This is a genomic window from Pseudomonas sp. B3G-3 (genome assembly GCF_028640915.1).
In the GTDB taxonomy this organism is placed as follows: domain Bacteria; phylum Pseudomonadota; class Gammaproteobacteria; order Pseudomonadales; family Pseudomonadaceae; genus Aquipseudomonas; species Aquipseudomonas chlororaphis_I.
Genome location: NZ_JAQZAB010000102.1, coordinates 19,242 through 42,109 on the forward strand (window position 1 = coordinate 19,242; position 22,868 = coordinate 42,109).

Annotated in this window: 16 protein-coding genes and 2 pseudogenes; 10 read left to right on the forward strand and 8 right to left on the reverse strand. The window is 54.9% G+C overall.

From position 1 onward, the window contains the following. Positions 1–57: 57 nt before the first annotated feature. On the reverse strand, positions 58–1,587 hold the full coding sequence (hutH, locus tag PVZ80_RS13490; protein ID WP_273864049.1) for a histidine ammonia-lyase: 1,530 nt from the start codon (positions 1,585–1,587) through the stop codon (positions 58–60). 412 nt (positions 1,588–1,999) lie between these two features. Here hutH and PVZ80_RS13495 point away from each other — a divergent pair, with 412 nt between their 5' ends. Beyond that, positions 2,000–2,962 carry an isopenicillin N synthase family dioxygenase gene (locus tag PVZ80_RS13495; protein ID WP_041988089.1) on the forward strand — a complete coding sequence of 321 codons (963 nt, stop codon included), beginning with the start codon at positions 2,000–2,002 and terminating at the stop codon, positions 2,960–2,962. 63 nt (positions 2,963–3,025) lie between these two features. Here the strand turns inward: PVZ80_RS13495 and PVZ80_RS13500 are convergent, their stop codons facing one another. Beyond that, positions 3,026–3,331 (reverse strand): hypothetical protein, encoded by a 306-nt coding sequence (locus PVZ80_RS13500; protein ID WP_041988086.1) that lies wholly within the window; start codon positions 3,329–3,331, stop codon positions 3,026–3,028. On the opposite strand from PVZ80_RS13500, the gene PVZ80_RS33980 reads away from it, so the two are divergent. Further along, on the forward strand, positions 3,314–3,382 hold the full coding sequence (locus PVZ80_RS33980; protein WP_353857165.1) for a hypothetical protein: 69 nt from the start codon (positions 3,314–3,316) through the stop codon (positions 3,380–3,382). The genes PVZ80_RS13500 and PVZ80_RS33980 overlap by 18 nt on opposite strands. Before the next feature lie 295 nt (positions 3,383–3,677). Here the strand turns inward: PVZ80_RS33980 and PVZ80_RS13505 are convergent, their stop codons facing one another. Next, entirely contained in the window at positions 3,678–4,358 is a 681-nt protein-coding gene (locus PVZ80_RS13505) for a glutathione S-transferase (protein ID WP_110175483.1), read from the reverse strand. 186 nt (positions 4,359–4,544) lie between these two features. Between PVZ80_RS13505 and PVZ80_RS13510 the strand changes: the two genes are divergently transcribed. The 3 genes and pseudogenes from PVZ80_RS13510 to PVZ80_RS13520 all read left to right on the forward strand — a co-directional run bounded on the left by PVZ80_RS13510 (position 4,545) and on the right by PVZ80_RS13520 (position 7,841). After that, positions 4,545–5,117 carry a TetR/AcrR family transcriptional regulator gene (locus tag PVZ80_RS13510; RefSeq protein WP_273864050.1) on the forward strand — a complete coding sequence of 191 codons (573 nt, stop codon included), beginning with the start codon at positions 4,545–4,547 and terminating at the stop codon, positions 5,115–5,117. Positions 5,118–5,241: 124 nt separating this feature from the next. Continuing rightward, positions 5,242–5,636: pseudogene (locus PVZ80_RS13515) on the forward strand (IS3 family transposase); the annotation flags it as partial. 1,575 nt (positions 5,637–7,211) lie between these two features. Beyond that, the gene (locus tag PVZ80_RS13520) at positions 7,212–7,841 is read left to right on the forward strand and encodes a response regulator transcription factor (protein WP_041988073.1); all 630 of its coding nucleotides are present in this window, start codon (positions 7,212–7,214) and stop codon (positions 7,839–7,841) included. 498 nt (positions 7,842–8,339) lie between these two features. Here the strand turns inward: PVZ80_RS13520 and PVZ80_RS13525 are convergent, their stop codons facing one another. From PVZ80_RS13525 to PVZ80_RS13540, 4 genes are all read right to left on the reverse strand, one after another. Continuing rightward, positions 8,340–10,730 (reverse strand): ATP-binding protein, encoded by a 2,391-nt coding sequence (locus PVZ80_RS13525; protein WP_435307286.1) that lies wholly within the window; start codon positions 10,728–10,730, stop codon positions 8,340–8,342. Positions 10,731–10,798: 68 nt separating this feature from the next. Further along, the gene (locus PVZ80_RS13530) at positions 10,799–11,191 is read right to left on the reverse strand and encodes a transporter substrate-binding domain-containing protein (RefSeq protein WP_273864051.1); all 393 of its coding nucleotides are present in this window, start codon (positions 11,189–11,191) and stop codon (positions 10,799–10,801) included. Positions 11,192–11,445: 254 nt separating this feature from the next. Further along, positions 11,446–12,075, reverse strand: coding sequence for a transporter substrate-binding domain-containing protein (locus PVZ80_RS13535; RefSeq protein ID WP_273864052.1), 630 nt, complete (start codon positions 12,073–12,075; stop codon positions 11,446–11,448). A 231-nt stretch (positions 12,076–12,306) separates the two neighbouring features. After that, entirely contained in the window at positions 12,307–13,500 is a 1,194-nt protein-coding gene (locus tag PVZ80_RS13540) for an EAL domain-containing response regulator (protein ID WP_273864053.1), read from the reverse strand. A gap of 233 nt (positions 13,501–13,733) precedes the next feature. On the opposite strand from PVZ80_RS13540, the gene PVZ80_RS13545 reads away from it, so the two are divergent. From PVZ80_RS13545 to PVZ80_RS13555, 3 genes and pseudogenes are all read left to right on the forward strand, one after another. After that, a complete protein-coding gene (locus PVZ80_RS13545; protein ID WP_041988068.1) occupies positions 13,734–16,994 on the forward strand; it encodes a hybrid sensor histidine kinase/response regulator in 3,261 nt (1,086 codons plus the stop codon). 796 nt (positions 16,995–17,790) lie between these two features. After that, a complete protein-coding gene (locus tag PVZ80_RS13550) occupies positions 17,791–18,048 on the forward strand; it encodes a hypothetical protein (protein WP_231999310.1) in 258 nt (85 codons plus the stop codon). 74 nt (positions 18,049–18,122) lie between these two features. Continuing rightward, a pseudogene (locus tag PVZ80_RS13555) lies at positions 18,123–19,149 on the forward strand (linear amide C-N hydrolase). Here PVZ80_RS13555 and PVZ80_RS13560 read toward each other — a convergent pair. Continuing rightward, positions 19,127–19,495 (reverse strand): hypothetical protein, encoded by a 369-nt coding sequence (locus PVZ80_RS13560; protein WP_273864055.1) that lies wholly within the window; start codon positions 19,493–19,495, stop codon positions 19,127–19,129. The pseudogene PVZ80_RS13555 and the gene PVZ80_RS13560 overlap by 23 nt on opposite strands. A gap of 593 nt (positions 19,496–20,088) precedes the next feature. On the opposite strand from PVZ80_RS13560, the gene PVZ80_RS33985 reads away from it, so the two are divergent. Both PVZ80_RS33985 and PVZ80_RS13570 read left to right on the forward strand, forming a co-directional pair. Continuing rightward, positions 20,089–20,274, forward strand: coding sequence for a hypothetical protein (locus PVZ80_RS33985; protein ID WP_371923056.1), 186 nt, complete (start codon positions 20,089–20,091; stop codon positions 20,272–20,274). A 273-nt stretch (positions 20,275–20,547) separates the two neighbouring features. Beyond that, on the forward strand, positions 20,548–22,868 hold a 2,321-nt coding region (locus PVZ80_RS13570), incomplete at its 3' end, for an inverse autotransporter beta domain-containing protein (protein WP_273864056.1).

Below are 22,868 nucleotides of genomic sequence, written 5' to 3' on the forward strand. Positions count from 1 at the left end.
GGCGATCCCTTAATGTGAGTATGGCGGCGCAGCGAGGCTGCGCCGATTCGATTGCTATCAGGCGTACAGGCGTGCGGCGGGCAGCCAGCGCTCGAACGCGGCAAATTCCACCCAGGCCCTGGCGGTGGCGATGTCGGGGGCGAAGTAACGGTCTTCGTCGTAATGCGCGACCTCGCTGCGAATCATTGCCAGGACCTCGCCGAGCTTTTTCGAGGTCTTGAGCGGGGCATGCAGGTCCACGCCCTGAGCCGCTCCGAGCAGTTCGATGGCCACCACGGCGCTGCTGTTACTGGCCATGTCCAGTAGGCGGCGGGCCGCAAAGGTTGCCATCGATACGTGGTCTTCCTGGTTGGCCGAGGTCGGCAAGCTGTCCACCGATGCCGGGTGGGCCAGGGTCTTGTTTTCCGACGCGAGCGCGGCGGCGGTCACCTGAGCAATCATGAAGCCCGAGTTCAGGCCGCCTTCGCGCACCAGAAAGGCAGGCAGGCCGGAGAGCGCCGGGTCAACCAATTGGGCGATCCGCCGTTCGGACAATGCGCCAATTTCGGATATCGCCAAGGCCAGAACGTCCGCGGCCATCGCCACGGGTTCGGCGTGAAAGTTGCCGCCCGACAGCACATCACCGTCAGCACTGAACACCAGTGGGTTATCCGAAACCGCGTTGGATTCACGCAAGAACACCCCGGCGGCAAAGCGCAAATGGTCAAGGCAAGCCCCCATGACTTGAGGCTGGCAGCGCAGCGAGTAGGGGTCTTGAACCCGAGAGCAATTGATATGGGATTGACGTATCTCGCTGTTAGCCAGCAGTTCACGGTAGTACTGGGCCACATCGATTTGCCCCGGTTGACCGCGCACGGCCTGGATGCGCGGATCGAAGGGAACATCGGAGCCTTTCAAGGCTTCCACGCACAAGCTGCCGGCAACCACGGCGGCGGTGAACAGTTTCTCGGCGGCAAACAGCCCGCGCAGTGCCAGTGCAGTGGATACCTGGGTGCCATTGATCAGCGCCAGGCCTTCCTTCGGCCCCAACACCATCGGTTCCAGACCGGCAATCGCCAGGCCTTCGACGGCGTCCATCTCACGCCCGTTATGACGGACACGACCCACACCAATGAGCACCGCTGACATATGCGCCAACGGGGCCAAGTCACCCGAGGCGCCAACCGAGCCCTGGGAAGGAATGCACGGATAGACCTTGGCCACATACAGCTGAACCAATGCTTGAATCACTTCCCAGCGAATGCCGGAAAAACCCCGGGCCAGGGACCCGACCTTCAACGCCATGATCAGGCCAACACTAGCGTCATCGAGCAATGGACCGGTGCCGGTGCAGTGCGAAAGCAACAGGTTGCGCTGCAACTTGGTCAGGGACTCGGTCGGGATCGACGTTCTGGCTAACAGGCCGAAACCGGTATTGATGCCATACACCGTACGTTCGTTGGCAATGATCTGGTTCACGGTTCGGGTGCTGGCATCCACGGTTTCGCGAGCAGCCGGGTCCAGTTCAATCGCCCATTGCTTCTGATAGATGACGCGCAATTGATCGAGAGTGAGTCGGCCGGGTTTGAGCAGCAGAGGTGTGTGCATTGCAATGTCCTAGGGCAGTGGTGGATGGAATAGGTAGCCATATCATCCTGTATATACAGGATTAGCAAGACACGGGCCAAAATTACCGTTTCCGTCAGAGATGCGCATTTCAGGCGCATACTGCGCAGGTTTTAAAAGAGACCTTCGGTCCGCCGATCTTTGGATGTGTAACCGAAAGCCGCACCAAATACGCGCTCGGCGCACGCTGTTGGGGCGCAGGGAAACCAATTAATGCTGGGCATTAAGCCAGGTCAGGATTGTTGAACAATGAGCAGACGCCTTGGTGTACGGCGATTGGTGGTGCGGGAGAGGGGAGCGGCACAGTAAATGCTTTTTGCTGTATATACAGATTGGTCGCTATTGCGTCATACCCCTGAACGACCACCCCCGCATCACGACCCCAGGAGTGAGCATGTCTTCTACTATTCGTCTGCCTCTGATCGATATGTCCGGTGTCCGCGAAGGTAACAAGGCGAGTATTCGTCGAGCCTCCGACGCCATTCGCACTGCCTGCTGCGACATCGGCTTCTTCTACATCATCAATCACGGGGTGCCGCAGCCGGTGATCGATAAAGCGATGGCCGCCGCCAGGGAGTTCTTCGCTTACCCGGCCGAGGTCAAGCGCCAGGTGGCCGTCAACAAGCGGCATCGTGGTTGGCACGCGTTGGGCGGGGCGACCATGTATGAGGCCACCAAACCCGATCACAAAGAATTTTTCAGCATCGGGCTCGAACTGGCCGAAGCTGATCCCTGCGTGATTGCCGGTGAAGCGTTGCGCGGGCCGAACCAGTGGCCAGAATTCATGCCGTCGTTGCGTGAAGCATTGGCTGACTATTATCAGGAGGTTGCCAAGGCCGGGGCCGACCTGCTGCGGGTGGTGGCGATAGGGCTGGGCATTGACGAAGATTTTTTCACCGACAAATACACCAAGCCGTTGCAGCGCACCCAGATGGTGTATTACCCACCGCAGCCGCCCCAGGCCGAAGCCGACCAATTCGGGGTGGCGCCGCACACTGATTACGGCTGCATCACATTGCTGTATCAGGACAACAGCGGCGGCTTGCAGGTCCGCGAACTGGGCTCCAATCGCTGGATCGACGCCACGCCGATTCTCGGCAGCCTAGTGGTGAACGTCGGTGACCTGTTGGCGCACTGGTCCAACGATCGTTTTCGTTCAACGCTACATCGGGTGATCAACACCTCGGGCCATGAGCGTTACTCCATAGCGACGTTCTATGACCCGACCTATGGCGCGACGGTCGATCCTTGTGATCTGGGGGTCGCCCCGGCGCTGAGCCTGTATCCGCCGGTGGCAGCGGGAGACTACATCCTCAAGCGGATCGACGACTCGATGGCGTATCGTAAGAAGGCTTAATGAAGCTCGGGCTGTCAAACAGAACCTGGCCTTAGGCGGCACGCTGGCACGCTACTGGCTCGACTATGTCGGCATTGGCCGCTTCGCTGGCGAGTTGGCAACCCCCTTTCCTACGGTGATCAGCGTCGACTGGAGATAGTCCAGAACCGTAACGGGATCGCGTAAGCCCATGACCAACTTCACGTCATGCTCAATCAGCAGGACCGTCTTGCCATCGCCCTTCATCTTGCACATCAACTGACGCAAGCCTTCAGTTTCCGAGGCATTCATACCGGCCGCAGGCTCATCCAGGGCGACCAGCAGTGGTTCGGTTGCAAGCGCCCGAGCTATGGCAAAAAAATCGCTGATGGCCTGCCTGCGCAGGTACAAAAAGACCCTTGGGTGATCGAGGCCTATTGGGGCACTGAGACGGTGGCTTAAGCATGAAAAATATCCTTCAGGTAAACGATCTCAAGGTTTCCTATGGCGCCATTCAGGCCATCAAGGGGCTGGACGTTCATGTCGGCGAGGGCGAGGTGGTCCCTTGATCGGGGTGAGTAATTGCACAGACTTGCCCACCCATTTGCATTCGACCTGACCAGTCATTTACATCGGATTTGACCATCACGCTTCGTGGCCATGAGCGGCAGAGAACAACCCAAACCGGCCGATCATTTTTGGACAGATAGCCTCTCCCCGAACCGTTTCACGCAATCAACTACATCTACCATCCGGGTCAAGACGGCAGGTGTATGTTTTCTTTAGTTTGCGGTGCGCCTCGCTCAACCATTGCGCGCCATTCCCGCAGGCTGGGTCTTTCCTGCATTCTTGCATGCCATGCCTGCAACGCAGTGCATTCATCAGGCACTGGAAGTTTGACCAGCGCCGCGAAGATCATGCCGCCCAGCACCGCGATATCACCCATTGAAAATGCGTCCCCAGCAACGAACGGTCGGTGTTCCAGAAGACTGTCGAAATAGCGCATACCTCGCACCGCCTTGTCGCGCATACGGAAGCCCCATTCGGGATTTTGATAAAGCTCGACCTGCGGCCCAAGGCCTGCAGTGGCGTGATGAAAATACACGCTAACCGCATCCAGGAACTCGATTTCAGCACGCTTAGTCATCATGTGGATGAGGCCTTTCTCCAGAGGCGTCTGGCCCGTCAGGGTGGGGTTGCCGTCCAATGCGTCCAGGTACTGGGTAATGGCTGTGCATTCAGCGATGAGGGTGCCGTCATGCAACTCCAGTACCGGAAGCGTCCCGGAATAATTGATCGCCAGGAAATCTGGCGTCTTGTGCTGGCCTGTCCAGAGATTGACCGATATGAATTCAACTCGTGAAAGCAGGCCTTTTTCTGCCAGCGCGATACGGACGCGAGCAGGGTAGGGGCCATCGAACCAATCGTGAATTTTCATTACGGGAAGAGTGGATATGTCGAATTGCGGCATTGAAATCGTCATGATTTTTATCCCTGCCTGTCAGTTGGTAGGCAAAGGTTGTGCCTATTCCACGGGCACGTCAATCCCTACCTTCCAGTTGGCAGATTTATTAGGTAAGAGTTAGTATTCACGGCATAGGCTTGACCAGTGAAGGAATCCAATGTGAGTGCAAACTCCCGAGAAGCCATCATGGCTGCTGCAAAAACGGCAGCGCAGCGGCACGGATACAACGGCATAAACTTTCGTAGCATCGGTGAAGCGGTGGGGATCAAGAACGCCAGTATTTATTACCACTTCGCTAGCAAGGCTGAGCTTGGCGCCGCTGTTGCACAGCGCTACTGGCAGGACACAGCCAGCGTTCTGAAGGGGATACGCGAGTCCAATCCCGACCCGATTCGGTGCCTGGAAATCTATCCATCGATTTTTCGCGCGTCGCTGGAAGACGGTAACAGGCTGTGTCTATCGAGTTTCATGGCAGCGGAATATGAAGACTTGCCCGAAGAAGTCATGCATGAGGTCAAAGCGTTTGCGGATATCAATGTCACATGGCTGACGCAGATGCTGGTGGACGCGGGGCCAGGTAGCACAGATAGCTGTGAATGCCGTGCCCGCGCGATTTACACCGCTGTTGCGGGCGCTCAATTGATCGCCCGTACCCGGGTCGATATCGGGCTGTTTGACGAGCTAATTCGTAGCTACCGGGAAGTGTCGCTTATACCTACGTCTCGGGCTTGACCACTATGGCCGCTTTTGACCGATTTCCGCCGGCACCCACCGGTTGAGGCCACAGTCGGAAGCTGACAGTCGTGGAATGCGTGGCTGTTTACGGAGTAGGAATGAAATGGTGCTCCAGGATTTTGTGCCCGCTTCCGAACTAGCCGATGCGCTTAAGCAGATCCGTGAGCTACAGCGCATGCTCGGCAAGAAAATCATGTAGGTCGAGATTCTTCAGGAGGCCGTGGAGATTGCTCGGTCGTGAAAATGGATTGCGCACTCAACCTTGTCGCCGGGGGGCGACCAGTGAAGCTGATCAGTGAAAGTCTCGGTGTAGTGTGCTCGCAATTGACGGTTCGACTTAACCCTGCTGCTCAGATCGAGCGGCGTCGTCGAGTGCTGGACGATACCGCGTTGGTCAATGAGATTCGCACTGAGGTCAGCGAGTTACCCAGCTATGGCTACCGCCGTGTTTGGGACTTACTGCGACACCGGCGTGAAGCGCAGAGCCAAGCGCCGGTCAACGTGAAGCGGGACTACTTGAACACGGTGGCTCAGATGGGAGGGCTTTCACAGCTTGATGTTGCTAAGTGGAGCGGTCGGGCGAAGATTACACATAACAGATGCTACGATCATCAATCTGATCGAGACATTCTCGCTCTGGCCAGGGAGGCGTTAGGCAACCCGGAGAAATCAGCAGGTCACGTTGCAAGTCTTCCCCCAAGTAGTTTGATTACGCGTGATCAATTTGCTGAATTGAAGATTTTGACTGCCCACACTACTGATCTAGGGTATTGCGCGCATGATTTTTCAATGCTGCCTTGCCAGCTACATCGAGACTGTTCGAATTGTGATGAGCATTTTTGTATAAAAGGGGATCATGTTCGAGAATGCGCCATACGGCAACACCATTAAGAAACGGAATCACTTTTGCAACAGGCATTGACAGCGCTCGGTGAAGAGCAGTTTGGCGCTAATCGTTGGGTGGAGCATCAGACGCTGACGTTGAAGCGGCTGAACGATTTGTGCGCGATCTTGGACGACCCGTCCGTTCCGATTGGCGCAGTGATCAGACCTAGTGGCGTCTTACCTGCATCGAAGCTGTAGCAGTTTGTGGGCGCTATCCAGGTTCTGCAGAGCTCCAGTGAGGTAGAGCTAAACCTTGAAAGACCAAATGTGCGCCAGGTCCTGGCTTCCGACGGGGATACAGCATGAGCCGCTCAAGAAATCTCACCCCATCAGCAATTGAACAGGTCGTATCAATCCTGGACGGATGCTCCGGGAGATTGACCTGGGACTTGTTAATCGTTGCAGTCTCTCGGCATTTGAGGAGTACCTATACGCGACAAGCTTTGCATAAGCATGAGCGTATCCGGCACGCATTCGCCCTGCGCAAGCAAGTGCTCACGGCTTCACCTGCATTGAAGAAAGCTTCTAGCCCTGAACTGCAAGTGGCTGCCGATCGTATCGCGCTTGGAGGGGGAAAATCAGCGCCTTCGAATGGAAAATGACCAGTTACTCGAACAGTTCGTGCGGTGAGCCTACAACGCTTACAGCCGGGGATTGGATGAGCAATTTCTATCCCGCCCGCTACCCATCATCAATCGACAGCAGACTCCCTAGCTATAATGGCTTGCAATCGAAAACGCCCGTGTTCGCAATCAGCGCGATTTTCAGCTCAGATTAACTGCGACTGACTGAGTCCTACGGCTCACTCTTTGGCTTAGGAGCAGCGGGAGGAGCTAGCTTGGCCTGGGGGGACGAGCCTGCGTTGCTAGTATTTTGGATTGGGCAGGTGGATGTAGGATAAATCTGATGAAGGGGTTCGTTTTGTCTGGATGGGCATTTGGAAACGTGTACTTTTTGCCAGGTGGCTATTTGGGTAAGCTTTTCCAGCTCTCCAGAAATCAAGTGCAGAAGTTAATCTGCCGTCCAATTAAACTTGGCGACTTTACGTACTCAGCTTATTTTTCTGAGCGACGATTCGTCGGGCCCTAGTCTTGTGTGGCCGCGGGAGTGAAGGGCAGAACTCTCTGCGCTTGAAGTACCGGAGTTTCGGACTGCGCCTTCGGCATTTGCAGACAACAGGCATCGATTTTTTAGGGAAAGCTGCACATGGGTAGCATCGTTATCGTTGATGATCATCCCCTGATCCGTTTGGCGGTCAGGATGATGCTGGAGAAAGAAGGCCATACGATCATGGCCGAAGTGGATAATGGCTCGGATGCGTTGGAGACCGTGCGCAAGCTTCTGCCCGACCTGATCATCCTTGATCTCAGCATTCCCAATATGGATGGCTTCGCGGTGATTTCCTGCCTCAAATCCATCGGTCTGGCGGTGAAAGTCCTGATCCTGACTTCGGGTGACTCGCGTAATTTCGCCATGCGCTGCCTGCAGGCAGGAGCGGCTGGATTCATCTGCAAGGACGATAACCTGGATGAGCTGGTGGGGGCGGTCAAGGCCGTGCTGTCGGGGTACTCCTATTTCCCTGCGGACACCCTTTTCATGCTGCGGGAAAATGTCCAGGCGGCCAACCAGGAAAGCACCCTCATTGCGCAGCTTTCCGACCGTGAAATAACCGTGTTGAAGCTGCTTGCCCAAGGGCTTGGCAACCAGGAAATTGCAGAGACCCTGATCATCAGCCACAAGACCGTGAGCACTTATAAAGTTCGCTTGCAGAGAAAACTCAACGCACCGAACCTCGTGGCCCTGGTTGAGTTGGCCAAGCGCAACGACGTTGCGTGATCGTAGCCAGGTTCGACTCCACTTTCCCGATCGGCAGCTGGTCAGATAATTCTGAGTTAGTTTTCGATAAATCCTTAGGGGTACGAATAATCTGCTGACATTCGGTCTGGCAGCATTTGGATAGCATCAGGTCTCTCCTTATCCCTGGCTCGGCCTGATGTCGATAAACGAAACTACCCATCCAAAATTCATCTTGTATAGCCAATCCCCGGGATTGTTGTTGCAGTACTGGGCATTCGCTGAATGCCCTTGGGATTTACAACGTAATGCCGTGCTCTACCTGGGCAACCCTTATGCAACGTCCCCCATCAGATGATCGCTATGATCTGCTGCTGTACGATCATTTTGGCGTCGAGAAGTGTCTGAGCGATGTGTTACCACGCCTGGCTGAACGAAGGTTGGCCCGGCAGATCATTGTGCTGACTCATACCCAGCCCGCGTCCCGTCATCGATTGTTGGCCTGGGGTATAGACGAGGGAATTGCGCTGCTCGATGTCGTCAATCCACCGGTGGACAGCAGGACCTTGCTCGGTCTGCTGGAAAAATGGGGCGCCGGTCATCAGCAATCCCTCTGTCCATCAGGCTGAGTCCGCGCTCCAGTTCGAGCATGGCCTGTTCTACCAGGGCAGCTTTATCCCCAAGCACCGATAGGTCGCTGGAGCAGGCCTCTTCTATTTCCCGGCAATAGTCGATCAAATGTTTGGTCTTTACGACGCTAGCGGCCCCCCTTATCCGATGCAACAACTCGCAAAATGCCCGGATGTCTCGCTTTTGCAAAAGCAGACGGAGCGTCCCCAGATCCTGTCGGTTGCTCCTCAGTAATTCGCGCACCAGATCCTGCACCAGTGAAGCATTACCTCCGGCCATTCGACTTAAGGTGTCGATACCGATGCGATACTGATCGTCTTCGGTTTTTGCTGGCCGTTGAGGTTCGGCAACGTCGTGTTCTTGCGTTGGCCCGCGGCCGAGCGTGAGCGAGGACAGGCGCGTCTCCAGTTCATCCAGGCTGGTCGGTTTGATCAGGCAGTCATCCATGCCGACCGAGAGGTAGCGCTCGATGTCCACTTGCCGGGCATCGGCAGTCAAACCCAGGATCACTGCCGGAGTGAGGCCCAACAGCGGTTCTTCCTTGCGCACCGCCATGGTCAGTTCGGCCCCTGTCATGACCGGCATATGGCAGTCGGTGATGAACAGATCGCAGTGAAGATTGCGCCATGCCGCCAGGGCCACCTCGCCGTTCTCGGCACCAGTAGCCTCATAGCCGAGGAACTGGAGTTGTTGAAGGAGCAACTGGCGGTTCATGACATGGTCATCGACGACCAGTATTTGCATCCGGCCATGACGCGGTGGCACATTTATCGACCGGGGTGGGGGCTCAAGTGGTGGTAGCGCGTCGAGTCGTGTCAGCATGAGGCTCACCTTGATCCGGGTGCCGTTGCCTGGCGCACTGATCATGTGCAGTGTGCCGCCCATCATTTCGCACAGCGAACGGCTGATGACCAGTCCCAGCCCGGTGCCGCCTCGTGCGTTCGCCGGGTCCTGGTTCACCTGTACAAATGGACGGAACAGGCGACGCTGGTCTTCCGGCGAGATTCCGATTCCGCTGTCCTCAACCAGCAGCGTAAGCGCAAGGCTGAACGGTTCAACCAGCTCGCCGCCCACGGTGATTTTTACGAAACCTTCGTGGGTGAACTTGATGGCGTTGCTGACCAGATTGGACAGCACTTGCTTGAATCGCAGCGGATCGATGAGCACATCGCCATTGATGTTAGGGTCCACGTCCAGAATCAGCTCCAGGTCTTTGTGCCGAGCCAGTCCATCGAAAATCCGGAATACCGACTCCACCAGTTCCCGCGGATAGCTGCGCTTGGGCGCAAGGCTAAGGCGGCCGGACTCGATACGCACGATATCGAGTATGTCCCCAATCAGCTCCAGCAGGCTATTCGCAGCCTTATGGGCAATTTCGATACCTGCACGATCGAGTGCGCCTTGGTCCGCGCGCTTCAACGCTAACTCGAGGGTTCCTATGACGGCACTTATCGGGGTACGGATCTCATGACTCATCGTGGCCAGGAAGTTGGTTTTGGCGCGAGAGGCATCATCGGCCTGAGCTTTTGCGGCTTGCAGTTCTTCAATCAACGAGTGCTGTTCTGTCGTGTCAAGCCAGCCACAGATAACGCCCTTGATTGTGCCGCCAGACTCGCGGAATGGCTGGATCCAGTGGTCGATCCAGAGGGTTCTGTCACCCAGAATAATCTCGCGGCGTTGCTGGATCGGATCTCCGCTTTCGATGGCGAGCAGGTAGTTGCGATGGAAGTCCGAGACAGTTCCGAAGCAGTCGAAGGGCATTTCCAGGGCGGTTTTTCCTAGTATGTCGTTCAAGGAAAGGCCCAGGGCTTGCTCATAGCTGCGCGTGCAGGAAAGCATACGTCCCTCCCGATCACGCACGTAAATCGGTTGCAGCATGGCGTCGCTGAGTGTTTGCAGAAACTGCAATTGATCATTCAGTGCCTGTTCGGTCTCTATACGTTTTTTGATCTCCCGACGCAGGAGCAAAACCTTGAACAGAATGATCGCTACCACCGTCATCGCCACTGCGATGATTTCAATCACCTGACGGTAGTCTCGCCAGGTCTGGCCACTCATTGCGGTATTGGCGCGCCAGCGGTTGGTGATCGAGTTCATGTCATCGGGCGAGATACTCAGAATTGCCTTGTTCAGGATCGACTGCAATTCAGTATCGCTACGGCGCATGGCAAAGTTGTGGGTGGCCTCGTTACCGCTCGTGATCCCTGCGATCTGCAGGGTATTGTCGTAGAGTCGACTGGTGTAATAGCGCGCGGAGGAGAGGGGCATCATGACCGCATCTGCCTTGCCTTCGGCCACCATACCGAATGAGTCCAGTATGGTTGCCGGCGTGACAAGGTGGATGCCGGGATGCTCGCTGCGGATCTGTGCTATGACGGACTGCCCTTGGCGATGGCCAGGCGCTTGCCTTGCAGGCTCTGAAGTCCGTTGAATGTTTTGTTCGCCCTGGCGTTGACCACGGCAAATGAACTGGTCGCAAAGGAGGGGGTGAAGTGCAGAAAGGTTTCCCTTTCCGGCGTGGGAATCAACATCGCCAGGCCGGCCTCTCCAGCGTTCAGGGCCTGTTGAAGATTGTTGAAACTGCCCGTGCGCTGAACCTCGAACTGCAATCCGGTACGTAACGAAATGATGTCGAACAAATCAGCGACAATGTTGTTGAAGTTGCCGTTGGCGTCAAAAAAGGCGGCGGGTGCCAGGTCATCGTTGACGATCATGCGGACCACCGGATGCTGCGCTATCCATTGCTGTTCCTGGGCGCTCAAGGTCACTTTGTCCCCGGACAAGACAAAGCCACTGCCTGCCCAGCGTTTGATGATATAGGAGCGTTTTACCTGGCCCAGCGCATCGATGCCGTTATTCAGGATCTCTGCAGCAGACGTGTACTGTCCTGCTTCACGGCGAAGCTGAAACCATTGGAGTTCATTTCCACTGGTCGATCGAACTTCACATAATTGAAAAAACTCTGGTTGATCATGTAAAAGGCCGAAATCGAATCTCCCAGATAAACATCGACCTGCTAAAAGGCCAGCGCAGCCATGGCCTCGGTCTGTGACTTGAATTGCACAAGCTGTGCTTGCGGAAACAGGTTCTGCACGTCCTTGGGTGACCGATAATCTTCGGCCATGGCGATCGTCGCTCCGCTCAGGTTTTTGGGAAGCGAGCGAATGTCCCCCTGGCGACGGAAAATAGCCGGAGAGTCTTCCGCGTACGGGCGACTCAACCTTACGGGGTGGGTGTCAAGTTCAAAGTTGTTGGCGCCACTGAGCAGGTCGATTTTTCCGGATTGGAGCGCCTCGAGCGCCTCGGCCCAATCCGTCAGATTGAGAACACTGATTTCGATGCCCAATTGCTGGCTGAGCAAGGCAACCATGTTGGCGCTGATGCCTTCATAATTACCGTCGCCATATACGATATCCAGCGGCGGGAAACTTGGCAGAGAGACGCCAAGCGTTAGCTTGCGCTTGTGCCTCAGCCAGGCCCAGTCCTGCTCGGAAAGTTGTATGTCCCGATGTTCTGATGAGAGCTGGCTCAACAATTGGAGGTGCTCAGATGTCTTGGTCGCGCCCCAGGCAGAAATGATTGGCAGCATCAGGAACAGGGCGCCCAGCATTGCGCAAGGGCGGATCAATGAGCGGGGTTTGAACATGGAAGTTACCAGATAAGGTCAAGAGCTCGTCACCATCCTTGAGGGCTTGCTGTCATGAGGATCTTCACAGCGTGTTGGCACGACGCTGTCCATGGATAAAAAACGTGGTCTCAAGGTAACGAGCACACCGTTGCAAATGGCTGATTAAAGGCCGAGTGAGCCTGGCCTGATGGGTTTCAGGTGAGATACGCGGCGGGCGATTTCAGGGAGAGGTGTTCAGGCCCTAAACTGCTAATCGCGCTTGCTGCGTTTAGCGTCCAGGCAATACTGGAAAAAATGCGTCCCTGACATCGGTCGTGCCAAGCCATAACCTTGACCAATGGAACAGCCCATCCTGCGCAATTGCTCTTGTTGTTCCGACGTCTCCACGCCTTCCACCACAAGTGAAAGACCCAGGGAGTCGGCCAGCCTGACCGCGCTTTCGATGACGGCGCGGTGATCAGGGCGTGACTCAAGTTCGCGCACAAAGGAACCGTCCAATTTGAGTTGACTGAAAGGAAGGTCACATAGTCGTTGCAATGATGAATAACCACTGCCGAAGTCGTCCATCGCCAGGCCACATCCCATCAATCGCAGACGTATCAGGTTTTCCAGACTATTGGCCGTAGAATTGACCAAACCTGTTTCGGTGATCTCGAAGAGTAATCCGTGGGCAGGTAGCCTGAGTTCACTCAAGGCTTTTTCAACCTGATCGACAAAGGTTGTAGAGCCCAGTTGCGTGGCGTGCACATTGAACGCTAACTCAACGGGCGGGAGGAATAGCGACAAGGTTTTCTGTAGCATCAGCCCCTTTTCCAGCAGCCGAACGAGCAGCTTGTCAATGAGGTGATGGGCTTCGAGGGTCGGCAGAAAGTAGCCGGGTGACAGGATCCCCAACCTCGGATGGTTCCAGCGCGCCAGGACTTCCGCGCCTTTAAGCTCGCCGCCATTGAGCATGATTTTGGGTTGATAGTAGGGCTCGAATTCATCGTCATCGAATGCCCGCTGAATATCCGCAATGGAAGGCGGAGCATTCAACTCAGGTGTCACGGGCTTGTCGCTGCCAGCACGAAAAGCATCGAGAGCAATCTTTATCTGCTCGACATCGCTGGTTTGCCCCAGGTCCCCGAGCACTTGCATGTCAAGGCAAGTGATCATGGCTTGGGCCGCGCTGCACAATGAGGCGTCCATTTGACCAGTGGTCAAAATGGCTCGGGCCAGGTGGGCTTTGCTGACCTCGCGCAGGAAGGTCAAGCCATCCCTGCCGGCCGCGCGTAGATTACAGATCGCGATATCGACCCCGCCACAGCGATGAAGTCCTTCGAGTGCTTCTTGGCCTGTCGAGGCTTGATGTACTGGCCCCGGTTCGAGCGGTTGTAGAAGCGCGACGATACGCTGCCTTTCGCAGTGCTGTGCGTCGAGTATAAGAAAGCTGATGGGCTGCATGACGGGTCAACCGGAAGTAAGCGATGGACCTACCTTGAAGGAAACGCGCCTTAGTGACGATCAGCGCTTTCTATGAAGGTACTAGGATTTATCCTACTGGGCACTTAGGATTTATTGCAGAATCCGTTAATCTTCTTACACAGCACGCGGCTTGGCGGCAGGCAGCCGCGCGGCGCGGGCCCGGTTACTCAGTCGTCGACAGGGTGTAGCTGATAATTTGAATTAGGCTGTCCATGAAATCCATTCGTTCCAATCTGCGCAAACTGTCCAGGTCTTCGCTGCGCTTTAACTTTATTTTGCTGTCTTCATTTCTTCTGACGATTTTCTTTTTTGGTGCCAGTTATTGGGCCATCTACAAGGTGCTGTCAACGCAACGAATCAAGGCTAACTACAGTTATTTCAGATTGATCGGCGCGATCCACGAGCACGAGCTTTTTCTGCTGCAAGTCATCCGATCGACCCCCGCGCCTTACCAGTCGGATGTCGAGACGATGACGTCAACTATCACTAAAGAAGAGTCCAGTCATCTGACGCTTTATGACGTGGCCGGGGGAGCGCGCGCGTCAGCGTTTTCTTTGGTGCTGCCCGATGCCGTGCCTGAAAATGCCGATCACCTGGCCACGTCTCGGAAGTTGGCATTGGGCATGATGTTGTCGAACTTTCACCATGGGTTCTGGAGCGACTCAATTTATCCCGCGCCACAGATGTTCTTGCTGGACCTTGACAGTAAGCTTGGAATGGCAATCCCTGCCATCGAGCGCCGGGCCGGACGCGGCGAAACGGCCCGTAACAGCCTGCTAAGTGTTATTGAAAGGGTCAGTCATGCCGTGCATGAAAATCCACCGGATCCCAACGCCCATCGAGTGTATTGGCGTCCGGGTGAAGCGTTTCTGGGAAGTCATAGTCAGGAAGTGCTCGCTTACGTTTCGGATAAGGAGCCCGATCAATCCTGGGGTATGAACCGCGGGTCTCCCCGAATTGTTGCCGCCACGCTTTTTGAATTGAACAACATCTATGATCACACCCCATCGCGGCAGGCACCGGTTTTCGATTCGCTGGATCTGATCTCTCCAAATGGAGTGGTCTTGCTGGGTTCTGGCAGCTCGAACTCTGACTATGAAGACGGTATCTATCTAACTTGGAAGGGGGTGTTGATCAAGCGCAGTTCCGGAACCGAGAACAGCTGGCATGTCATTTATCACATTGGCTATCAGCGACTTTTCCAGGATGCCAAATGGCAGCTATTCAATGTGGCGCTATTGCTCATCATCTGTCTGGGATTAGGCTGGTTGTTGTTGTGGTGGCAACGGAGAAACATCTCCAGCCCTACCGATCAATATTACGGTTCTCTGCTCAGTCGTGATGAGTTCAGTCAGGGCATCATCCAGGCAACACCTGTAGCACTGTGCGTGATCAAGGAAAGTGGTCGGCAGCTGGTCATGCAAAACTCTTTAGCTTTGCAATGGCTCGGCGAGCAGGACGATCTGGTGCAGCTGACGCACGACTGGCACATGTTCGAGGAGGGTAATCCGGTTAATGGCGAAGCCTGCGCCGTTATCGGTTCGCTCTGTTTACATGCGCGGTTTGCACCAACGACCTATCAAGGAGAACCCGCATCGCTGTGTGCGTTCATTGATATAACAGCCCATAAAGAGGCTGAATCCGAGCTGCTGGTTTCCCGAAGCAGAGCGAATGCTGAAAATGAAAAAAAAAGCCGCTTTCTGGCCATCATGAGCCATGAAATCAGAACGCCTTTGTACGGTGTCGTCGGGACCCTGGAGTTGCTGGGGCTGACGCACCTTAGTCAGCAACAGCATGGCTACCTACGAACGATCAAGGGGGCCTCCAACATTCTGCTGCAACTGACCAGCGACATCCTTGATATCTCGAAGATCGAAGCCGGAGAAATGTCGCTGGATACTGGGCACTTTGCTCCGCTGGATGTGGTGGAGGAAGCGGTGCGCAACTATTCGGCTATCGCCGATGGCAAGGGACTGCTCTTGTACAGCTGCGTCGATACGGACCTGCCAGGGGGGGTTCTGGGCGACGGCATACGGGTTCGCCAGATCATCAACAACCTACTGAGCAACGCCATCAAGTTCACCAAGGCTGGCAGGGTAACGCTTTACTTGAACGTGCTTGGGCGCGAAGAAGGGCGCGTACGGCTGCAGTGGCAGATCGTCGATACGGGCGTGGGTATTTCGAGCGAGCAGCAAGTCAATCTGTTCGAACCGTTCTATCAGGCCAATAACCAACAGCATACCTCGAGCGGTGCCGGATTGGGCTTGTCCATTTGTTCCCAACTCAGCCAGATGATGCACGGGACCCTGGAAGTGGTCAGTGCGCCGGGTTTGGGTAGCAGTTTCAGTTTTGAAGTGGAACTGCAGGAATTGGAAAGCAGTGTTCGGCTTCCAGAGATCATCCAGGTCGGGAGCGCAAAAATCCATGTCCGTTCTCCGGCAGCCGAACTCACCAACGATATTTGCCAGTGGCTTGAGATGTCGATGGGCAACGTCGTCCCGTGGGACAAACAGACACAAGAGCCGCCAGACCGGACAGCGTTGCTGCTGGAGTTATTGCCAGAGTCATTGCCTGAGGTGGATTGGCAGGGCCCCCGGATCGTGGCCGGGCATGATGCCAGTGTTCAACCACTGCTGAGCGAGCACCGATGGCGGGTCAATGTGCATAGCCGCCTGGGTGTGATCTATGCCGTGATGCTGGCGCTGGGTTGGCCGGTGGCATTGACCACCGCCTCGGATTCGGAGCGCCCCGAGGGGGCTCTCGGTTTGAGGGTATTGCTGGCGGAAGATCATCCGGTCAATCAGGCACTGCTCACCGAACAGCTGGAACAGCTTGGCTGTTCGGTTACGCTGGTCGGTAACGGGCTGGAGGCTCTGGAATGCCTGGAACATGCCGAGTTCGATGTGGTGTTGACGGATGTGAACATGCCGGTAATGGACGGCTACGAATTCGCCGAGCGATTAAGGCTGAACAATGGTGCGCTGCCGATTGTCGCTGTGTCCGCAAATGCGTTACGGGAAGAGGGTGATCGCTGCATCGCGGCGGGAATGAACGCCTGGCTGACGAAGCCCATCACTCTGCATGCTCTTTATACCTGCCTGAGGAAAGTGACAGACGAAAAAACTGTCAGGATGATCAGGGTAGAGTCTCGGAACAAACCCTGTCCACAAGGCGATGGGGAAGACCTTCTGGCGTTACCGGAGCGGATCCGTACACTGTTTGTCAGTTCCATGGCAGAAGATCTCGATGCCATTCACGCGGCCATGGAGCGTAAAGATATCGGCGAAATCATACGTCTGCTGCATCGCATTCGCGGAGTTCTGTCTGTTGCCAGAATACCCAGCCTGATAGCAGCCAGTCGTGAGGTAGAGATTGCTTTGGCGCAAGGGGGGGGCGTTTCATCGGTGTCTGGTTTGAAGCCTTTACTTGGGCGCTTCCAAATACTGCTGAACCAGCTTGTGGATACCCATTGACCTTGACGCACAGGTCTGGTGATCGAAGTAGAACGCTCTGATGCGTGATTTGAGCAGGCCACCACATAAATGGCAACCGGTCTAACCGAGCAAGACGGGATGCCCGGGCGTATACCCACCGATTACGTTTCGTCACAAAGACGGATAACTATTTTCGGTTGAAATATAAGCGCATGAGATCATTTTGCGATGCTAGGGAGATTTAAACGCTAGAAATTCTTAACATGGATAATGTAAAGAATGATGCTGAAGCCTGTAAGAGAACAGATTTTCAGATGTGTATTAGCCGCCACATTCCTGTGGAATTTCTTGCCGATGGCCCATGTAAGCCGGTCGATACTGGCTCTGATTGAATGGTAGTGGCTAGCCCCTTTGTCTGGGCTCCGTCAATGAAAGGCCAGGCCTCGCTAGCGGGAGTGGATACAAAAGTCGATGTGCCGTTCTCAGAGGTTTTTAATAACCTGAACTCTGTCTTCATGGCAATCTGGAAGCCACCAATCGCACCCTCGGCTTCTATATCGATGGCGTCTATCTAAATACGAGCTAGTCTGAGAGAGTACTTGGTCAGAGAGTAGGACTGTCTATCACCCAGAGCACCATTGCCGCTGGCATGTATTACCGTGTTTATGAGCAGGCGCTGGGAGGTACTACGATTTTCGGTGAGCCTTGTAGCTAGCGCGTCAAACCCACGGTTGGTGCGCGCTGGACAAAGCTTTCGACAAAGCTGGATGTCAACTCCGTTGGCTTCAGTACCAAGAAAGAAACAAACTGGACTGATCCATTCATTGGCTTACGGATGCAATCCGACCTGACGGGCCGTTGGACTCTCTCCGGCGAAGCGGACGTCGGTGGATTTGATACGGCCTCTAAGGAAACGTTCAATGCTCAAGGTTGTCTGGGCTATCGGATATACCTCTTTGAACACCCGACTATTTTACGTGCCGGTTACCGGGTGTTGTCCCAAAACTATCGCATCACCGATTTCACTGGTAATAAGTTTAAATACGACGTTACCCAACGAGGCTCAGTACTGGGGCTGTCCATGCGTTTCTAATAATCATTCGAAGGATCACAGGAATGAAGGTGCGTAAACCAAAGCAGAGAGCCATCACGAAAATCCTCGCGTTGATGCTGACATGGATTCATGTTGTCTCTCCCTGTCGTGCACGCCTGCACTCGGTTAGTCTACCTGGGTGACAATCAAGATGTTATTACTGCTCGATCAATGGATTGGAAGACCGATGTGGCGACAAACTTGTGGGTTTTCCCTAATGGTATGCGGCGCAGCGGAGAAGTAGGGCAAAATTCGATCAAGTGGGTATCGAAGTATGGCAGTGTCGTAGCCTCGGGCTATGACATTGCAACGACTGACGGTGTCAATGAAGCAGGGTTGGCTGCCAACCTGCTGTGGTTGGCTGAATCAGAATATCCAGCCCCCAATAGCGCTAAGCCTGGCTTGACTATTGCCGCGTGGGCTCAATACGTTCTGGATAATTACGGTACCGTGGCTGAAGCTGTTGATGCTCTGAAGAATGAGCCGTTTACCCTGGTCACTTCTATGGTGCCTGGGGACAGTCGTTTGGCGACCCTCCACCTGTCTATATCCGATGCATCAGGGGACAGCGCCATTATCGAATACATTAAAGGCAAACAAGTCATTCACCATGATAGAACTTTCCAGGTGATGACCAACTCTCCGACATTCAACGAACAACTGGCGCTAAACTCATACTGGAAAGCTATTGGTGGGACGGTCATGTTACCTGGGTCTAATCGCGCGGCTGACCGCTTTGCAAGAGCATCGTTTTACGTCAATGCAATTCCCAAGTCCGAAAACCCACAAGTGGCGCTGGCCAGCGTATTCAGCGTTATCAGAAATGTTTCCGTACCTTATGGCATCTCGACGCCAGGCGAGCCCAATACCTCATCCACCCATTGGCGTTCAGTCGTTGACCACAAGCGGAAACTGTACTTTTTTGAGTCTGCGCTAACACCTAATACGTTCTGGGTTGATTTGAAGAAAATAGATTTTTCCAGTAGTACCGGTAGCACAAAAAAGTTAGACCTGGGAGTGGATCAATCCAATACGTTTTCTGGAGAGGTATCGAGTGAATTCAAGGTGATGTCCGCCTTCAAGTTCGAAGGACTCCATTAAGCCGTCTTCCGTATCCTGCCTGAGCTCCCATGCTCTGGATCGCACCGACGAAGGCTTCAGAGTCGTAACCTTTGTCGGTCAGGAGGGCCTTGGATGTGAAGCCCTCAAACGGTGCTGTGGCTTGTTCATATTCCGAAGCCTGCCCCGCGTTAACAGCGCAGCGGGTTATCCAGGGCATCCACTGTTGCGTGAATCCTGATGCAAAAAACGCCTCGGGACTTGTCTGTGGCCTCGAAAGCCTGTGCTGTTTTTTTGCAGCGCCATGCTGGTGAATGCGGACAATGCTGCCATTCACCATCAGATGCTCTAAGTCAGCATCCCTGGCAAGTGAGGTCATCAGTTTCAACCAGTCCTCCCCCCTTGCGCGACCATCGGTCATAGTGGACGTAGACGCGATGTCAGTGGCCATGGATACCCAGGCTTTCCAGGCCCTCTGAACTTTTGGTTACGTGGTAGTAGGCATCCGAGCTGGCGACTCCGACTTGGGGGCAGAGTGCCCTTGGCCTGGACGCCTGGAATATCACTGGGCAACTGAAGGCTGCGTTCCAGTTCCTATCCCTGAGCGGCTGCTCCGCTTTTAAGATCCTCCAGAGGCTGGCGAAGCTCGTGGTCTCGAGTACACGACTGGTTCCGTAGCTCGATCTGCTCGTAACGGCCTTCGACCACTAAAATTGTTCTTTTGCAGCACACTGCACGCTCACGTTTTTTGGGTGCTGCCGAGAATTGCTCTCGGTTTTAATTCATGGGAGTTGGCCACGCTGGCCTGTAGGAAGTATGTCTATGGGTTGTAGGATTTATCTGATGCATTGATGGGAAAGTCCTGATTTTTCGAGCTGGCGATGTAGGGTTTAATCTCTTCCGTGGAATGCAAGGGTTCACGCTAAAATATTCTGCTTCTTTATTGAAGGTAGCAATGCACGGATATATAGAGATAAATAAATGAAAACCAGCCAGCTGATTGAAATGGGCTTTATGTTTACCGTGGCAGCTCTGGCGAGCGGTTCCGCGGTAGCAAGGCTTGATAGTCTTCTATCGACTGCGCATGTGGTAACCGCTCAAGTACGTGGCGTAACTACGTATACACTGCGTGACAACAAAGTTGTTCTTGCTACTCGCAGCGTTTAATACGACTCGGGATGGCGTCTGGCACAGAAAATGCGGATTTCCGTATCTACCCATCAGTGTTCCGCTTTATGTTTTAACCTCAAGCGGGGACGCTTTTGTCGTGCGTATGCCGGCTTGCAATAGATACGGCTTTTTGATTGTCGACTCTGTCACCCGGCACGCTGCCAGCACAATCAATCCTTGGCTGCGAACGCGCGTAAGGCCGAGCAAAATTTAACTGATATAGCCTTCGATTAACTTCCGTATGGGAGGGGAGGCTCTGTGAGCGCTAATATGATTCCAAGCAAGAGAACAACGCAAACACCCTGCGATCCCTCCGCTTCTGATACCTCCAACTTCTTTCAGCACGGCGAGTCTTCCTTTCGGCGTACGGCGTTACTTTGCCTCAGCTTGCAGTTGTTTGGTGTGGGCAGCGCGGTAGCGGCGCCGCTGTTGAATTCGGAGGGTGCAAGCGTTGGGGCTTTTTCCGGGACGCAGCTCTACACCTTAAAAGCGGGCGAGTCGGTGTCGTCGATTGCCAAAAAATACGGCTTGACGCTGACTGAGCTGAAAAAGCTCAACGCACTCCCTACCTTTAATAAGCCGTTCTCTGAGTTAACGGTTGGCGATGAGCTAGTGGTGCCAGCGGGTCCAGCGCAGGTCGCGGTTAAATCAATGCCCGACCCTGAAAAGGCTGAGGGAGCCTATGTCGGCGTCGTCAAGCAGTTGGGCGGGATTGTCGCCTCGGACAACGCGGGCCGTGACGCAGCATCGATGGCCAAAGGGGCCGCGGTGGGCGCGATGAATCAGGAGGCGCAGGCCTGGTTAAACCAGTTTGGTACCGCTCGTGCGCAAATCAATGTGGATGACAAGGGCAATCTGTACGGCAGTGCCGTGGATATCCTGGTGCCCCTTGCGGATACCAAGCAGACGCTGTTGTTCTCCCAAGTGGGCGGGCGCAACCAGGACAGCCGCAATACGCTGAACTTTGGCGCGGGTGTGCGTCATCACATGACGGAGAAGTGGCTGCTGGGCCTGAACGCTTTTTACGATGTGGATGTGACGAACCATAATCGTCGATTGGGCGTCGGTGCAGAAGCCTTTCATGACAACCTGAAACTGGCCGCCAACTCTTACATGCGCCTGTCCAATTGGCGTCAATCGCGAGACTTTGCCGATTACGATGAGCGTCCGGCCAATGGCTTTGATATTCGCGCCCAGGCTTATCTGCCGTCTTACCCTCAGTTGGGGGGCAAGTTGATGTACGAGAAGTACTACGGTAAAGACGTGGGGCTATTTGGCAAAAATAATCGCCAGAGCGACCCTCAGGCAGTGACTGTCGGTTTAGAACATACGCCGTTCCCTCTGATGACCTGGGGTATTGATCATAAGTCTGGGTCCGGCGGGCAGAGTGATACCCAGGTTAAACTGGGATTTACTTATCGTTTCGGCGAGCCACTGTCCAAACAGGTTGACCCATCAGCCGTGGCGGCAATGCGCTCGGTGGCGGGCAGTCGCCTGGATTTGGTGGAACGTAATAACAACATCGTTCTGGATTACAAAAAACAAGTGCTGTTGAACATGAGCTTGCCGACCAAAACCGGTGTCGGGAGCAGTGCCGATACGCTGGTCGCCAGTTTGACCAGTAAGTACCCATTGGCCGCCATCGAGTGGGATACCTCGGCCCTGGTAGCCGCTGGCGGTTCGGCGACGCCTGATCCGACCAACAAGCTGGCCCTGAATTTTACTTACCCACCTGCGGTCAACACCTATCTGGTCAGCGCGATCGCCAGGGATGTGAATGGCAATAGCACGGCCCGTATCAGCACCTCGATCGTCACCAGCGTCAGTGGTGTGAGCGTGTCGCACGTGGTGGACAATAATGGTGCTGCGGCCAATGGCACTGAGACCAATCAAGTCACCATCACGATGCAGGATGGTAGCGGTGCGCCGCTGCAAGGCGAGGCCGTAACCTTCAGTGCATCGGCAGGAGCGATGCTGACCTCCGTCAGTTCGCGAGCCAATGCGCGTAAAAACGCGCCCGCACGCAGTGCGGGCGACGTCACACTCAACGAAACAACCAACGCGCAGGGCAAAGTCTCGGTCCAGGTGACGAATGTCCAGGCGGGGGACATGGCCCTGCACGTCAGCTACGGCAGTGGCGCGGCGGCGAGTAGCTTTGATGTACCTATGAGCTTTTCGGCGTACCAGTTCATTGCCGCACTGAGCGTAGCAAACAATAATGCACCGGCAGATGGCACCACACCGATTACGGTGCAAGCCACTGTGACTGACGCCCTCAACAATCCGGTGTCCGGTCAGGAAGTGACATTTACAGTTGAGGCGGGCAGCGCGACGGTAGGCAGCAAATCAGTGCTCACTGATGCCTTGGGTGTGGCCAGTACAACGCTGAGCAGTACCGTGCCGGGTAGTAATACAGTGAAAGCCAGCATCAACGGCAGCGAGCGCACTGTGGGCACCACGTTTGTGGCGGATGCCGGTACGGCTGAAATCGCCGCGGGCAGCCTGATTGTTCTGGCTGACGGTGCCAATGCCAACAACACTGACACCAACAGCGTGCAAGTGACGGTGACCGATGCCAATGGCAACCCGGT

Bases quoted from the DNA above. Each gene is read 5' to 3' on its own strand.
- PVZ80_RS13550 (WP_231999310.1), top strand. From the start codon at position 17,791: ATGCAATCCGACCTGACGGGCCGTTGGACTCTCTCCGGCGAAGCGGAC.
- PVZ80_RS13535 (WP_273864052.1), bottom strand. From the start codon at position 12,075: ATGTTCAAACCCCGCTCATTGATCCGCCCTTGCGCAATGCTGGGCGCC.
- PVZ80_RS13505 (WP_110175483.1), bottom strand. From the start codon at position 4,358: ATGAAAATTCACGATTGGTTCGATGGCCCCTACCCTGCTCGCGTCCGT.
- PVZ80_RS13520 (WP_041988073.1), top strand. From the start codon at position 7,212: ATGGGTAGCATCGTTATCGTTGATGATCATCCCCTGATCCGTTTGGCG.
- PVZ80_RS13495 (WP_041988089.1), top strand. From the start codon at position 2,000: ATGTCTTCTACTATTCGTCTGCCTCTGATCGATATGTCCGGTGTCCGC.
- hutH (WP_273864049.1), bottom strand. From the start codon at position 1,587: ATGCACACACCTCTGCTGCTCAAACCCGGCCGACTCACTCTCGATCAA.
- PVZ80_RS13540 (WP_273864053.1), bottom strand. From the start codon at position 13,500: ATGCAGCCCATCAGCTTTCTTATACTCGACGCACAGCACTGCGAAAGG.
- PVZ80_RS13545 (WP_041988068.1), top strand. From the start codon at position 13,734: ATGAAATCCATTCGTTCCAATCTGCGCAAACTGTCCAGGTCTTCGCTG.
- PVZ80_RS33985 (WP_371923056.1), top strand. From the start codon at position 20,089: ATGAAAACCAGCCAGCTGATTGAAATGGGCTTTATGTTTACCGTGGCA.
- PVZ80_RS13525 (WP_435307286.1), bottom strand. From the start codon at position 10,730: ATGGTGGCCGAAGGCAAGGCAGATGCGGTCATGATGCCCCTCTCCTCC.